General features: G+C 40.4%; 12 protein-coding genes. 6 read left to right on the forward strand and 6 right to left on the reverse strand.

The window, feature by feature from the left end; all coding sequences use genetic code 11:
- Positions 1–82 precede the first annotated feature (82 nt).
- The gene (locus tag B4U84_RS01945) at positions 83–1,171 is read left to right on the forward strand and encodes a hypothetical protein (RefSeq protein WP_017312281.1); all 1,089 of its coding nucleotides are present in this window, start codon (positions 83–85) and stop codon (positions 1,169–1,171) included.
- A 133-nt stretch (positions 1,172–1,304) separates the two neighbouring features.
- On the opposite strand, the gene ilvD is transcribed toward B4U84_RS01945, so the two are convergent.
- Both ilvD and B4U84_RS01955 read right to left on the reverse strand, forming a co-directional pair.
- The gene (gene ilvD, locus B4U84_RS01950) at positions 1,305–2,990 is read right to left on the reverse strand and encodes a dihydroxy-acid dehydratase (RefSeq protein ID WP_017312280.1); all 1,686 of its coding nucleotides are present in this window, start codon (positions 2,988–2,990) and stop codon (positions 1,305–1,307) included.
- A 624-nt stretch (positions 2,991–3,614) separates the two neighbouring features.
- Complete coding sequence (locus tag B4U84_RS01955) at positions 3,615–4,034, reverse strand: pentapeptide repeat-containing protein (protein ID WP_017312279.1); 420 nt, start codon at positions 4,032–4,034, stop codon at positions 3,615–3,617.
- An 824-nt stretch (positions 4,035–4,858) separates the two neighbouring features.
- On the opposite strand from B4U84_RS01955, the gene B4U84_RS01960 reads away from it, so the two are divergent.
- The 3 genes from B4U84_RS01960 to B4U84_RS01970 all read left to right on the forward strand — a co-directional run bounded on the left by B4U84_RS01960 (position 4,859) and on the right by B4U84_RS01970 (position 8,348).
- Positions 4,859–5,284 carry a response regulator gene (locus tag B4U84_RS01960; protein ID WP_131115238.1) on the forward strand — a complete coding sequence of 142 codons (426 nt, stop codon included), beginning with the start codon at positions 4,859–4,861 and terminating at the stop codon, positions 5,282–5,284.
- A gap of 185 nt (positions 5,285–5,469) precedes the next feature.
- Positions 5,470–7,386 (forward strand): excinuclease ABC subunit UvrC, encoded by a 1,917-nt coding sequence (gene uvrC / locus B4U84_RS01965; RefSeq protein WP_131115240.1) that lies wholly within the window; start codon positions 5,470–5,472, stop codon positions 7,384–7,386.
- A gap of 782 nt (positions 7,387–8,168) precedes the next feature.
- A complete protein-coding gene (locus B4U84_RS01970; RefSeq protein ID WP_071524848.1) occupies positions 8,169–8,348 on the forward strand; it encodes a replication restart DNA helicase PriA in 180 nt (59 codons plus the stop codon).
- Positions 8,349–8,587: 239 nt separating this feature from the next.
- On the opposite strand, the gene rlmN is transcribed toward B4U84_RS01970, so the two are convergent.
- The gene (rlmN, locus tag B4U84_RS01975) at positions 8,588–9,652 is read right to left on the reverse strand and encodes a dual-specificity RNA methyltransferase RlmN (protein ID WP_131115242.1); all 1,065 of its coding nucleotides are present in this window, start codon (positions 9,650–9,652) and stop codon (positions 8,588–8,590) included.
- 181 nt (positions 9,653–9,833) lie between these two features.
- Between rlmN and coaD the strand changes: the two genes are divergently transcribed.
- Positions 9,834–10,349, forward strand: coding sequence for a pantetheine-phosphate adenylyltransferase (gene coaD, locus B4U84_RS01980; protein WP_131115244.1), 516 nt, complete (start codon positions 9,834–9,836; stop codon positions 10,347–10,349).
- A 65-nt stretch (positions 10,350–10,414) separates the two neighbouring features.
- Complete coding sequence (locus B4U84_RS01985; RefSeq protein WP_131118661.1) at positions 10,415–10,984, forward strand: DivIVA domain-containing protein; 570 nt, start codon at positions 10,415–10,417, stop codon at positions 10,982–10,984.
- Positions 10,985–11,132: 148 nt separating this feature from the next.
- On the opposite strand, the gene B4U84_RS01990 is transcribed toward B4U84_RS01985, so the two are convergent.
- From B4U84_RS01990 to B4U84_RS02000, 3 genes are all read right to left on the reverse strand, one after another.
- Positions 11,133–11,945 carry a carbon-nitrogen hydrolase family protein gene (locus B4U84_RS01990; RefSeq protein ID WP_131115246.1) on the reverse strand — a complete coding sequence of 271 codons (813 nt, stop codon included), beginning with the start codon at positions 11,943–11,945 and terminating at the stop codon, positions 11,133–11,135.
- Positions 11,946–12,234: 289 nt separating this feature from the next.
- The gene (gene ftsH2 / locus B4U84_RS01995; RefSeq protein WP_017312271.1) at positions 12,235–14,121 is read right to left on the reverse strand and encodes an ATP-dependent zinc metalloprotease FtsH2; all 1,887 of its coding nucleotides are present in this window, start codon (positions 14,119–14,121) and stop codon (positions 12,235–12,237) included.
- A gap of 723 nt (positions 14,122–14,844) precedes the next feature.
- Positions 14,845–15,309: a hypothetical protein gene (locus tag B4U84_RS02000; RefSeq protein WP_242677514.1), complete on the reverse strand. Its 465-nt coding sequence runs from the start codon at positions 15,307–15,309 to the stop codon at positions 14,845–14,847.
- Between the last annotated feature and the right edge of the window lie 194 nt (positions 15,310–15,503).

Genomic DNA, 15,503 nt, shown 5'->3' on the forward strand with positions numbered 1-15,503 from the left:
GTCTTTCAATAATGACTAAATAACTATTGAGAGTCTAAGATGATATTCCTACTTTTTTTTCCTTAATTTCATCAGATTTATCATGTCAGGTCGTCGCTACCCTATCACCTACTTACGCTATCTCAAAGCCAGTTTATGGAATTTGGCTCGACCGAGTTTTTGGGGAACAGCAATTTTTTTAGCCGTGGTGGGATTGGCGGTTAAAGAATACTGGAAACAGCCAGATTTGTTTATATTTAAGCAAGTTGAACAACCTAAAGCAAAAAAAGCTGTAAATTCTTCTCTTTCGGAAGAAGATAAAGCCATTGCAGCCGATATTGATAACTTACCAGTTCTATTTTATGACTTTGCTCATGGAACCCTACCTTTCACACCAACTAATGTAGAGCAAAATACTAAGCTAGACAATAACAATACTATTTTAGAAAGCTTAAGCAAACAAAAGACAACAGCCACCGATGCTAACTTAAACTCTGGGTTGAAGCAAGTAAATTCTGCATCTACGTCAAAGCTAGAAAATCCATTTGTATCACAAACAGAAAATTTATTGCAATTCAAAACTTCTCAGAATAATACTCAGTCTTTAGGACTAAACAGTTTAACGGCGTCGTCTATTCAAACAGATACAACACAAACTTCTACTAACGTGCAGATGGGATTAGCCAATTCTATCAACTATAAACCAAATAATGCTGTAGTTAGTCCCTTACAAATTGCTCTCAATCAATCAACCTATCAAAGTTTGTTCTTGGGAAATCGTGCAACTTCAAATCAGACAAATTCATTATTGTTACCCAATGAAAATTTAGCATCAACGACGATTCTAAATAGTAATGCGATCGCTCCCGTCAATCACACTACAAACTACCCTAGTCAAAATTTCGCTCTCTCTGGTGCTAACATTCCCAACCAATATCCAAACCCTTCTACACCCATTATCCAAACATCTACATCTGCGGTAACATCTATTACACCTATAACATCCTCTAATGTAACGCCATACTATACGCAAACATCAAGTCAAAGCATTGTTAATTCCAGCAACTCTAGTAATGTTTCTAGTTTGCAGCAGCCCAGTCAATTATCGCAGTATAATTATTCATCATCTTCTCAATTTTCTGGGCTGTATACAGGTGATCGTCAGATTAATGGTATTTCTTATCCGAGATAGCACCAGCTTAACTCAATAATTTTTGAAAGCTTACCTTCAAGCCATCTTGAGGATGCGGAGTTGGAATCATGATCATTTCTAAAATAAACACAGATGCTTATCTGTGTGCATCCGTGTTTATCTCTAATTTATTCTAAAACAAATCCAAATCTGTCACCGCACCAAGACTGCTAGAAGATACTAACTTGGCATACTTGGCGAGTACACCCTGAGTATAACGGGGTGGACGAGGTTGCCAATTTTCACGACGACGAGCTAATTCTTCATCAGATAGGTGCAGTTGTAATGAACGGGCATGAGCATCAATAGTAATACTATCGCCTTCTTCTACCAGTGCGATCGCACCACCTACAGCTGCTTCTGGTGCAACGTGTCCGACTACCATCCCGTAAGTACCACCAGAGAATCTACCATCAGTAATTAATCCGACAGAATCGCCCAAACCAGCCCCGATAATTGCTGAGGTGGGAGCAAGCATTTCCCGCATTCCAGGGCCGCCTTTGGGGCCTTCGTAGCGAATCACAATCACATCCCCAGCATTGATTTTTTTGGCGAGAATAGCATCTAAGCAAGATTCTTCAGATTCAAAAACTCGTGCTGGACCAGTAATTTTCGGAACTTTGACACCAGTAATTTTTGCTACTGCTCCTTCTGTAGCTAAATTACCTTTCAGAACAGATAAGTGTCCTTGATTATACATAGGTTTATCCCAAGGACGAATCACATCTTGGTTTGGTGAAGGTTCATTTGGTACTTCTGCTAAGACTTCTGCAATAGTTTGACCACTAATTGTTAAGCAATCACCGTGGAGTAAATCATGCACAAGTAGCATTTTCATGACCTGGGGAATACCACCAGCTTTGTGTAAATCCGTAGCTACATATCTACCGCTGGGTTTCAAATCACACAAAACCGGAACACGAGCGCGGATAGTTTCAAAATCATCAAGACAAAGTTCAACGCCAGCAGCACGAGCGATCGCCAAAAAATGCAGCACGGCATTTGTAGAACCACCTACTGCCATAATCACAGAAATCGCATTCTCAATTGATTTACGAGTGATCACCTGACGGGGTAAAATTTGCTTACGAATCGCTTCTACTAGGACAAATGCCGATTTTTCCGTACTGTCGGCTTTTTCTTCGTCTTCAGCTGCCATTGTGGAAGAGTACGGCAAACTCATCCCCATTGCTTCAAAGGCAGAGGACATGGTGTTAGCTGTGTACATTCCCCCGCAGGAACCAGCACCAGGACAAGCACTGCGTTCAACTGCTAAAAGCTCATCTTCGCTTATTTTCCCAGCGCTATATTCACCTACCGCCTCAAAAGAACTGACGACGGTTAAGTCGCGTCCGTTGTAGTGTCCAGGTTTAATTGTACCGCCATAAACGAAAATCGCAGGAATATTCATGCGAGCGATCGCGATCATTGCTCCTGGCATATTTTTATCACAACCGCCAATCGCCAGCACTCCATCCATTGTTTGCCCATTACAGGCAGTTTCGATCGAATCAGCAATTACTTCTCGCGATACCAAGGAGTATTTCATCCCCTCGGTTCCCATGGAGATACCATCGCTAATGGTAATTGTGCCAAACATTTGTGGCATTGCTGCGGCATTCTTAATACCAATTTCTGCCCTTTGCGCCAGTTTGTTAATCCCCATATTGCAAGGGGTAATGGTACTATATCCATTTGCAATGCCAACAATGGCTTTCGTAAAATCCTGATCTTGAAAACCCACAGCCCGCAGCATAGCACGGTTAGGCGATCGCTGTACTCCTTGGGTGACAACTTTGCTTCTCAAATTTTCTGACATTTTGATATTTCCTTAGGACTCCTGAATTATTAGATAGCAGAAATCGGGAAAGGTATAAAAATTTTCCTTTCCCTTTACCTATCTCTTATGGGAGTATCCTACGCAGATATTTTTCAGATGTCCAATATATATTTGTTGATTATTGAAACTTTTAGAATATTAAAACCATGGAATGGGACACCTGTACCATTTTATCATCCAGGCGGGAAGACCCCATAGGGAACGAAGTACAGCAGGGTGGTTTCATACAGATAAAGAAAAATTAATTAGTCCCTCCCCACCCACTAATATTTATGTTAACGTAGGCGCTCTAGCGACTTGCCGCAGGCTACCACGTAGATGCGTCAGCGGTTCAAGATAGAGTAGGACACATAGACGCCTTAGCGACTTCTGCAAGTAGCCACTCGGTGTATACCCGTAAGGGTAGGACGCAAAGATTTTAAGAAGTTGGTAGGGATTGCTGATTTTTATTCTGTCGTATAAAACCACCCTGCATAGGGAACGAAGTGCAGGGGGATGAGAGCTATTAACGAATTGACACATTTGTGGTGGTAATTAGATAATTAATTCCATGCCCCAAGATTCCATCAGTGGAACCAATCCAAAATCCTGTTAGAGGATGAGTCACTGATAAATTGTGCCATCTGGCATGATTGCACCCTGCAACAAAGTTCCAGTTAAATATGCACCATACAAATTAGCTTTTTCTAGATTGGCAGCAGTAAAGTCTGCATCTATCAAGTCTGCCATTTTCAGATGTGCTTCCTGCAAGGTAGCTCCTGTGAGCTTGGCTTCAAACAGATTTGCTCCATTGAGATTGGCTTGTGTCAGGTTGGCTCCTGTGAGGTTTGCTCTGACTAGAGATGCTTCTCTGAGGTTTACTCCTGTGAGGTTTGCTTCACTCAAATCAACTTCACTCAAAGATGCTCCTTGGAGGTTTGCTCCACTCAGATTTACACCATACAAGTAACCACCAATCAGGTTTGCACCTTTGAAATTTCTTTCTCCCGACTGATAACGTCTGAGAAGTTCGTCTATATGCATTGCGATCGCTTTCAAACTCCTTTACATCTTTAATATATAGTGTGGCTCGCATCACAAAATGTATCAGTTATTTGTGTTACTTAATATTTTTATTAAACAAAATATGATCATTTATCATCTCACCTCAGAAAACTTCTCAATCTTATATCGGCTGGATAGGTGATTATACCAACACCGACAAGACTAAAAATGTTTCAGTTTATGGCCATAATTGGCATAGGATGGGGCAGTTCAGCCCTCAGTCATACTTGGTCTGTTAGATATCGCTGGTGTTTTCGTCACACAACAGAAGCTAAAAAAAGCACAATCATAGTCAAAGCTGCTGCTCTAATAATACAGACAGACAACAGAATTAGTTAGCTCCTTTTTTTGTTGCTAACCTGACTCACAGAAAGCTTTAGCCGATTAGATTCTTATCTTCTTCAACCTCTACTGCCATTTGTAATTTTATAGAGTATGCTAGTTGAATCTGCTTAGTAATAGAGTGTAAAAACATTTAGTTCTCAAATTTTTAGACGCTGATAATCTTAACTATTCTCATTCTCATGGCTTATTCCTGTGATGATGATGAATTTTAAAAGAAACGATATTTTACAACATACTTCTAAAAAAATTATTAATTTTTTTTAATTCAAACTTAAATTTATGTTTTGAGTTAATATTTTAGTAACCATCAAATAGCTATGCACCAAAAGATAATTTGTTGAGTATCTGTAACTTATTTTTAATTAGTAAATTTTTAAGCACATATTGTACTTCAATATAAAAAACTTTGTAACTACGGTAAATTTTATCTACTTTTCATCTACCATCACTAGATAAAAATGGCATCTCAATTACTTACTTTTAAACAAAAGTTCCCATCCTATAGACTAAAAAAAAGAATATTACTTATAGAAGACAATGACATTAACAGAATGCTACTAAGTGACTATCTTAATTATTGTAGATATGAAGTCAAAAGTTTTTCAGAAGGTTATAATTTTTTCGAGACAATAGAATATTTTAAACCGGACTTAATCTTATTAGATCTTAAACTACCAGATATTGATGGTTATGAACTGTTAGAGGAAAAACAAAAAAGAGCAGATTTAAAATCGATACCTATATTTGTAGTTTCAGCATTTGCTTTTAAAGCAGATCAGGAAAAAGCTATGAAATTAGGAGCGCGGCGCTACTTCGTCAAACCGATAAAATTAACTGAATTAATTATGGCAATCGAAGAAGAATTGGCTTACCAATGTCTATAGAATTTTATTTAAATTTGTTCTTGATAATTTTTTGCGCTCGGCTAGAAACTCTTCAAGATTAGAACTAAGTCACCGAAATTGAAAATCGAACTTCTATGAGCAGGAAAGCATGAGAATCACAGCTAAAAACAGTGAGATTACTTAAAATAGATATAGGTAAAATGTAAAGTTACCAAGCTCTGGTTGTGACAACATCTGCTCAAACACTACCGCTACTTAAAGATCCGCAACGCCTAGAAAGTCGTCTAGCCGAAATTCCGCCAGAACCGGGAGTTTATTTGATGCGAGACGGTAGCGATCGCATTATATATATAGGTAAATCACGAAAGCTGCGATCGCGTGTTCGTTCATATTTTCGGGAATCACAGAAACTGACTGAACGTATTGCCACAATGGTAAGGCAAGTGACAGAAATTGAATTTATTGTCACTGATACTGAAGCTGAAGCCTTGGCACTAGAAGCAAATCTGATCAAGCAACACCTACCATACTTCAACGTACTACTCAAAGATGATAAGAAGTATCCTTACCTTTGCATTACTTGGTCAGAAGACTACCCACGGATTTATATCACCCGCAAACGTCTGCTGAGTAACCAAAAAGATAAATATTATGGGCCTTATACAGATTCTCACACACTGCGGGAGATTTTGCGCCTATGTAAACGAATATTTCCTCTACGTCAACGTCCCCAACCATTATTTAAGGATCGTCCTTGCTTAAATTTTGATTTAGGACGCTGTCCGGGTGTGTGTCAGTCCTTGATTTCTCCTGAAGAATACCGAAAAATTGTGCAAAAAGTGGCGATGGTGTTCCAAGGAAGAAGCAGTGAACTGATCGATATCCTCACAGAACAAATGCACAAGCAAGCAGAATTGTTGAATTTTGAAGCTGCGGCGAGATTTCGCGATCAAATTAACGGTTTAAGGTCTCTGACTGCCGATCAAAAAGTATCCTTACCAGATGATACAGTTTCCCGCGATGCGATCGCACTAGCAGCCGACGCTCAACACGCTTGCATTCAATTATTCCAAATTCGGGCTGGAAAATTAGTCGGACGTTTGGCGTTTGTTGCAGAAGTACCCCCCCTTTCGTCTCCCGCACAAGCGGGGGGAAACGAGGGAGGGTTCATGGGAGCAATTTTACAACGTGTTTTGGAAGAACACTACCAAACTGCCGAAGCGGTGGAAATTCCCACAGAAATTTTAGTGCAACACGAATTGCCAGAACCCGATATTTTGGCAGATGTGCTAACACAGCGCAAGGGTAGAAAAGTCACGATTGTAGCTCCCCAACGCCAAACGAAGGCAGAATTAATTGAGATGGTAGAGCGAAATGCTCAGTACGAATTGCAAAGAATGCAAAAATTGAGCGATCGCAATCAACAAGCAATGGAAGATTTAGCTGCTATCCTCGACTTACCCGAATTACCCCACCGCATCGAAGGTTATGATATTTCTCATATCCAAGGTTCTAACGCAGTAGCTTCTCAAGTTGTATTTATTGACGGTTTACCTGCAAAACAGTACTATCGTCATTACAAAATTAAAAATCCCACAGTTACAGTCGGACACTCAGATGATTTTGCAAGTTTAGCCGAAGTGATCGGGCGCCGCTTTCGCAAGTATGCTGAAGATCCACAACTACAACGCCTGGGGAATCCAGACTGGCCGGATTTAGTTATGATCGATGGTGGTAAAGGTCAACTATCGTCGGTTGTCGCAGTCTTACAAGAAATGAATTTATTGGAAGACTTGCGCGTGATTAGTTTGGCGAAAAAGCGAGAAGAAATCTTTCTACCGGGAGAATCTGAACCACTTTTTACCGACGCAGAACAGTCAGGAGTTCAACTATTGCGACGCTTACGAGACGAAGCGCATCGTTTTGCAGTGAGTTTTCATCGTCAACAACGTAGTGATAAATTGAAGCGATCGCGTTTAGATGAAATTCCTGGTTTAGGACATCATCGCCAAAAGCAACTTTTAGGACATTTTCGTTCTGTTGATTATATTCGACAGGCTACACCTGCACAACTGGCTGAAGTTTCTGGGATTGGTCCACGCTTGGCTCAAGAAATTTATGATTATTTTCATCCTTCTTGAAGTGGACACATAAAATAATAAGAAATTATGGGTAATTGATAACTGGGAAAACCCATTATCCATTACCCATTACCCATTACCCATTACTAATTATTAGATTAGCAAATGCTGCTAATGGTATTCATCTATTAATCGAAATATTTCCTTAAATTTTCTCACAAGAGTTTAATCATAACTCCCATAGCAACAAAAAATTGAGATCACCTCAAAATTAACACTTTGTTACTGGAAATAATAAAAGTGTTAATTTTTTATCTATTTGTGACTCACGCTACTGTTTGTCAAAGCATTTCATGGTGAATCTATAATCTATAGGCTATTTTTTGTTCCAGTATAAAAGTCTAAATAAACTTCACATATCTGAGATATCACGACTACTATCATTTAACACTAGGGTTGACAAGTAATAATCAGCCTGAGGGTACATTGCTTCTCAAAGGTTTTATTTTTTGGCAAAACATCCAAATTTTCACTGAGAAACAAGAATGAAAACGGCTGTAAAGCTATAATTATCAAAGCATTATATTCAGGGATCAGTATTTTTATAAGAGTCATGCAAATAAAAAATAAATTTTATATCTCAAGTAGGATGGTGATAGACTATAAATATTAAGATAATAAAAAATATATCGACTATTAATCTTTTATAGATTAGCTTGATATTAAGCAAGAAAATAAAAAAATGATTTTTGTTCAAAATGTAAAACTAAAAATTTAGTGACGTTGATATATTCACAGATTTTACAAACAACCAAATTATCATGATGGCCAGAGGTTATCAAATGCAGACAGTACAAAAAATTCACTGTCCGAACTGTGGTAGTGAAGGTGAAAGATATTATATTTCGGATAGACAATTAACTCGGACGCAATGCCAAAACTGTGATTACTTAATGGTTTGTTGCACGCTTACAGGGAAAGTAATCGAAGCTTATGCCCCTGGAATTTATGCACGGCGATAATTAAGTTAAGCCATAAAATAAATTTTCAGCTTAAAGCTTAAACCCATTAAAATGGCTTAAAACCGCAGTTGGCTAAAAACCGACTTTAGCTTTAAGGGCAAATTTTAATTTTGGGCTAGGTGCAAGTTAAAAAATTAGGACTTACGCACACTCTACGAATTCTTGGCTTCTTGGCGTCTTGGCGGTTAGATAAATGAACCTTTTTGGCAATTTTTGCGTAAGTCCTGAAAATCACAAATCTACTGCTGGTTCGCCCGTAATTGTCCACAAGCAGCATCTGCTTCTAAACCACGAGAGTAGCGTACGCTGACGGCAATGTGATACTGTTTGAGGAGTTTGACAAAAGCTTGAACTTGGTCACGGTTGGGGCGTTTGTAGTCAACTTCGGAAATGGGATTGTAAGGAATTAAGTTAACATGACTTTGAAATCCCCGCAGTCTTTTTGCTAGTTCAATGGCGTGTTCTGGCAAATCGTTAACACCAGCCAGGAGAATATACTCAAAAGATACTCGCCGACCTGTGATTTCAACATATTCCCGACATTCGGTGAGTAAATGTTCTATTTTGTAGGGACGGGCGCTGGGAATAAGTTTTTCCCGCAGTGCTTGATTAGATGCATGTAAACTCACCGCAAGGGTAACTTGTAATTTATGTTGAGCAAACTGACGAATGCGATCGCGTATTCCTACAGTAGAAACAGTCATGTTACGCTGTCCAATCCCCACATCTTGATTTAGAGATTGGATCGCAGCTAGGACATTATCTGTATTGAGTAAGGGTTCGCCCATACCCATAAATACAATATGGCTCACCCGTTGCTGAAAATCTTCTTGGACTGTCAGTACTTGATCAACAATTTCATGACGTGCCAAATTACGCTTGTAACCACCTTTACCAGTAGCGCAGAAATCACACGCCATCGGACAACCGACTTGTGTAGAAACGCAAACCGTCAGACGCTTTTCTGTAGGAATACCGACAGCTTCAATAATAAATCCATCTGACAGTTTTAAAAGATACTTGACAGTACCATCAGGAGCAACTGAGCGGTAATGTATAGTAGAACGCCCAATCGCAATTTTTGCAACTTCTGCACGCCATTGTTTAGGAAAAACAGAGATATCAGCAAGCGATCGCACTCCCTTATTATAAATCCAATCATGCAGCTGCTTACCTCGATAACCTGGTTGTCCGTGCTGTTGCACCCAAGCAGTTAACTCTGTCACAGAAGCACCTAGTAACGGAGGAATTGTTATTTTTTGATTGGGTGAATCAACCTCAGACAAAACAGACGTAACAGACATAATTAATCACAATTTGATGCTGGCATATCTATGTTATCTCAAGGTCATTCGATGGAAAAAGAGGAAGGGTTTTCAGCCAGCTATCCTTAGAAAATATCTCGTAAAAATAAAAATTACCTCTGTTGCTCATAATTTGTGATTAGATATAATCACCTAAACAACTGTGAGGCATCGTTAAATTGTGATTGCCATCTATCCAGGAAGTTTCGACCCCATTACCTTGGGACACCTAGATATCATTCAGCGTGGTAGTCGGCTATTTACGAAGGTGATTGTTGCTGTACTGCGAAATCCTAATAAAACGCCACTATTTAGCGTACAAAAAAGGCTGGAACTGATTCGTGATTCTGTCAAGCATTTACCCAATGTGGAAGCTGATGCTTTTGATGGTTTGACAGTCAATTATGCTCACATGCGGGAAGCTGCTGTTTTACTGCGGGGGCTAAGAGCAATTTCAGACTTTGAAATTGAGTTACAGATGGCTCATATCAATAAAACTATTTCCATAGATATAGAAACCGTTTTTTTGGCAACCTCAAATGAATATAGTTTTTTAAGTAGTAGTGTGGTAAAAGAGATTGCAAGATTTGGTGGCTCTGTTGATCATCTTGTTCCCCCGCACGTTGCTCTGGATATTTACCAATGCTACGCCCAAAACCATCCCGTATCGAACCAAGTCAAGACGGAAGCAATTTAGCCCGGACAGAATTCAGCGATGGAGTACCTGAAGAAGCTATGCGAACGGGAAGCATAGATATTCAAATGGAACTCAATCGTCTGGAAGAAATGATTCTCGCTAGCTTTCACATTCCACTGACGCGACGGACGTTAGTGGATGAGGAAAAGCTGCTTGACCAGCTTGATTTTATCCGAGTGTGCTTGCCAACTGCTTTTTCGGAAGCAACAGATATGTTGCAACACAAAGAAGAAATTTTGTTGCAAGCAGAAGAGTACGGACAGCAAATAGTAGAAGCTGCACAAGCAAAAAGAGCGCAAATATTAGATGACAGCGATATTCTCAGACAAGCAGAACGGGAAGCCGCAGAACTACGGCAAAAAGTGCAACAACAATGTGATGCGATGTTACAGGATACTCTCGAAGAAATTGACCGTAAACGCCGCCAATGTCAGCAAGAATTGGAGGAAATGCGACGAGCTGCCATTGCAGAAGCTGAAGCCATCGAACAGGGAGCAGATGACTATGCTGATAGCGTTTTAGAGAATATCGAAGATCAACTTCACGAAATGTTACAAATTGTTCACAAAGGCAGAAAACAATTGCAACCAAACTTACCACCAGCACGAAATCCTCAATTTCCGAAGAATGGATGATAAATAAATAACATTCTTCACAATGGGTATAGGGGTGTAAGAGGAACTAACAAGTGTAGGTTTTTAATCAAGCAATGAGTGATGACTGTAAAACTAACGGAATAATCATCGTTTTATAAACTCTTACGCCCTTACCCCTGAAACTGTCTTAGAATATTCGATGTTGCAAACTGGGCATTTGGCGGCGGACTTGTTCTAGCCGTGATGGTCTAATTTCGGCGATCGCAACTCCTGGTTTTTCTCCTGCATCAGCTAAAATCACTCCCCATGGGTCGATAATCATTGCATGACCATGGGTTTGACGGCGATCGTAGTTGAGTCCAGTTTGCGCTGGGGCGATAATATAACTGGTATTTTCAATAGCACGGGCTTGCAATAGCACCTGCCAATGATCCTTACCTGTAAAAGCAGTAAAAGCCGCAGGCACAAATATTACATCTACTCCCTTGGATGACATGTGGCGATAAAGTTCCGGAAAACGAACGTCATAACAAACAGAAAGTCCGATATTACCTAGTACTTCATCAGAATAAACCGAAGGTAGTTCTGTACCAGCCATGACCGTGCTGGATTCTCTATAGGTATTACCATCAGGAACATTGACATCGAATAGATGCACCTTTTGGTAACGTAATAACTCGTGGGCGTTGCGGTCAACAAGTAAAGCTGTGTTGTAAACTTTGCCTGTGCCTTCCACAGGAATGGGAAAGCCACCACCTAAAATGGTAATTTGATAGCGCTGCGCCATCGTTTTGAGAAATGCTTCTGTTTTTTGTGCGATCGCCAGAGCTTGAGCGAGTTTATCTTTCTCCTCTCCCATATAGGGAAAATTTTCAGGTAAACCAACTAATTCAGCACCCTGACGCACTGCTAAATCAATTAATTCCTCTGCTTGTGCCAAGTTTTTTTCTAGATCAGACACACTGGTCATTTGAATAGCAGCAGCTAAATAAGATTTCATAGATTTAATAAAAACTAATAGTCAAGGATCAAGGGTCAAACAATTTTGGATTTTAGATTTTGGAGCCACTGCGCCCTTTGGGGTTCCCCCCGTTGTAGCACGTGGGGTGATTTTGGATTGATCCCAGCCGCTAACCCCGAATTTGGGGGAATGGGTGCTGGGGGAGGGGCTTGTACCCTACTCGGAATTATTGGTCAATGATCAAGGGGACTGATAAATAAATATCCCCATGTTCTTGATTTATAAACATGGGGAATAAAAAATTATAAACTTAAAAGCCTAAACAAACCTAGAGAATAGGTGTGAATTGAGGTTTTTCGGGGACAACAGTGTACTCAGCTACAATCCGACGGAATTGTTCGCCGTCGATGGTTTCTTTCTCGATCAGCAAATCGACTAAACGATCCATGAGAGTGCGATTTTCACGCATAATCCCCTTGGCGTTGTCATAACACTCTTCGACAATGGTGCGGACTTGAGAATCGATGCGAGATGCGATCGCTTCCGAATATTCAGAACGAGTCATCCAGTCTCGACCCAAGAATACTTCTCCTGTCTGGCTTTCTAAGGAAAGGGGACCTAAATCAGACATTCCGAAACGAGTTACCATTTGCCGTGCCATGTTGCTCACTTGTTGCAGGTCATTTCCGGCACCAGTGGTAATTTCATCTCGACCAAAAATCACATCTTCGGCAGCACGACCACCCAAAGCACCCGTAATTCTGGCTTTGATTTGAGAGCGAGTAATCAAACCCATTTCCTCAGAGGGAGTAAACCAGGTCAAACCCTGTGCTTGTCCTCGTGGAACCAAAGTAACTTTTTGTACTGGGTCATGATCTTTGAGGACAGTACCCACCAAGGCGTGACCAATTTCATGGTAGGCAATTAAACGCTTGCTCTTGCTATCTACCAGCGGTGTACCTTCCATACCAGCAACCACCCGATCCACGGCGTCATCAATCTCTGTGAGGGTGATACCTTCTTTACGACGTCTGGCGGTGAGAATAGCAGCCTCGTTGAGGAGGTTGGCTAAATCGGCTCCGGTGAATCCAGGAGTACGACGAGCGATCGCATCTAAAGAGACACTGGGGTCTAGTTTCTTGTTGCGGGCGTGAACTTTTAAAATTTCCAAACGCCCTTTGATATCCGGTGCATCGACAGTGACTTGTCTGTCAAAACGTCCAGGACGTAACAACGCCGCGTCTAATACATCAGGACGGTTGGTTGCAGCAATAATAATGATCCCAGTATTACCTTCAAAACCGTCCATTTCGGTCAGTAGTTGGTTGAGGGTTTGTTCCCGTTCGTCGTTACCACCGCCAATACCAGCACCCCGTTGTCTACCTACTGCATCAATTTCATCGATAAATATGATACATGGGGCATTGTCTTTAGCTTTTTTGAACAGGTCACGGACACGAGACGCACCCACACCTACAAACATCTCGACAAATTCTGAACCAGAGATACTAAAGAAGGGAACCCCTGCTTCTCCAGCAATGGCTTTTGCCAATAAAGTCTTACCAGTTCCTGGAGGGCCGACCAGCAGCACTCCTTTAGGGATGCGAGCGCCAACAGCTGTAAACTTTTCTGGCTGTTTGAGGAAAGTAACTACTTCTTGGAGTTCTTCTTTTGCTTCTTCAATTCCTGCAACATCGTCGAATTTGACTCCTGTTTTGGCCTCCATTTGAAAACGAGCTTTAGATTTGCCAAAGCTCATTGCTTGACCGGGACCACCAGGCAAGTTGCTGGAGCGACGGAACAAAAAGAACAATCCAGTAATCAACAATATAGGAAAAATCAGATTTCCTAAAAGTCCCCAGATAGCACCGTCATTACGCATCGGGTGGGCATCAAAACTCACTCCTTTATCTTTGAGCTTGGTAATTAGCTCAGGAGCGTTAATAGGCAGGTCAACCCGTACCCGTTGAACACGGTTATCGAGATCCGGATCTACAGCTTCCACAATTGCTGTTCTGCCGCCTTCATAAAAATCTACATTAGTGACGCGATTGGCGTCTAAATATTCTAGAAAGCGACCGTAGGTCATACGTGTACTGGCTGTATTTCTACCCATATCCGCAGGAGCACCAGCAAATGCACCCTGCCAGAAGAAAAAGCCAATTACCAAAGCTGGCAATGTCCAGAGAACTAGGACTCTCCAGGAGAATTTCATCTTGTTTTGCCTCTAGATGCCGATATACAACTAAATTAGCGATGTGATTTCCACAATCTCGCGATGAAACGGATATTTATAAATCCATTTTGTTTTATCAGTTAGCAGTTAGTCAGTGAGCAGTTACCAATTATCGACTTTCTGAGTTTGGGTTCTGTGTACCCATCAAGGAATTGGATAATTGTTTACTGTCCACAGTGGACTGATTCAAGCGCGATGGTACAGCCATGACGCCAAAAAGAATCTTAATTAAATTTAACTTAATTTTAATACAAAGCATTAAAAAAGGAAGTCACAAAACACCAAACAAGGTACTGAAAATCAGGAATTGACATTGCTACCCATGCTTTGTATCCTTTTATTCATGACTTCAGTCATCATGAAAATTCTCACTCCAATCAGGTTAGAGTAGTTACCTTTGTCACTATTGCATGGTGATTTTATTTTTTATGATTCTCAGAGATGAGAGATAAAACTTGTATCAAGTTTTGATCGACTCAATCGAGAATAGTTTGCTCAACGTGTTTTGAACTACCACGCTCAGGCAATTCAGTTTAATTAGCTAGACACAAGTTTTAACTTGATTTGGAGAGCGGTAATTTCCCCTCTTGCAAGCCCAGTGGCTTGAGCCGCTGGGTTAGTGACTAGTGACTATAAATACATATAGCAATGCTTAGAACCGTAAACTGGACTATAGTTTCAGGATTTATAGCACCTTGTTTTTTATTTTGCTTCCGTAATTTTCAGAGTGTAAGGAAAATACTCATCTCTTTTATAGGAACCAACCCAAATTTGATAGGTTCCAGGTAGCCATTCACCAACGATACCAGGATTTTTCCCATCAAAATCGTCATTACACCAAGTACCACCTGGACCACTGACAATCAAGGTTGTGTCTTCCGGACTATCCACTTGCAGCTTTAGGTAATCAAATTTTTTTCCTAACTCAAGCTGATGGTCTGGTTTTTGATCAATAAATCCTGTACATGCTCCTGTAGACGTTTCTTTTTTAGTGACAACCTGATTTCCTGGTAATGAACCCCCACTCATTCCACGCACTTCAAAAGGATCTGGGAAAAATTTCGGGCTAATACTAACATCACCAAATATAGGTGGTGGTGTTTCGTCAGCAAATGCTACAGTTTTTACTACCGATGCGATCGCAATACTGGCAATGATAAATGACATTTTTATTCCCAATTTTATTAATATCCTTGGCATTTTCATTAGATGATTGTCTAAAATTTTCTCAGTGTTATTAATGACACTAATTTTACATACCAAGTTCCTAAAATGAGGGAAATTGCTCAGAAATCCAAAATATAGACGACGAATAGCATCTTGATGTTCTGGTTTGTCATAAAAAGTTTTTTGACAAAATA

Origin of the sequence: Westiellopsis prolifica IICB1 (assembly GCF_004323185.1) — a bacterium.
Classification (GTDB): domain Bacteria; phylum Cyanobacteriota; class Cyanobacteriia; order Cyanobacteriales; family Nostocaceae; genus Pelatocladus; species Pelatocladus prolificus_A.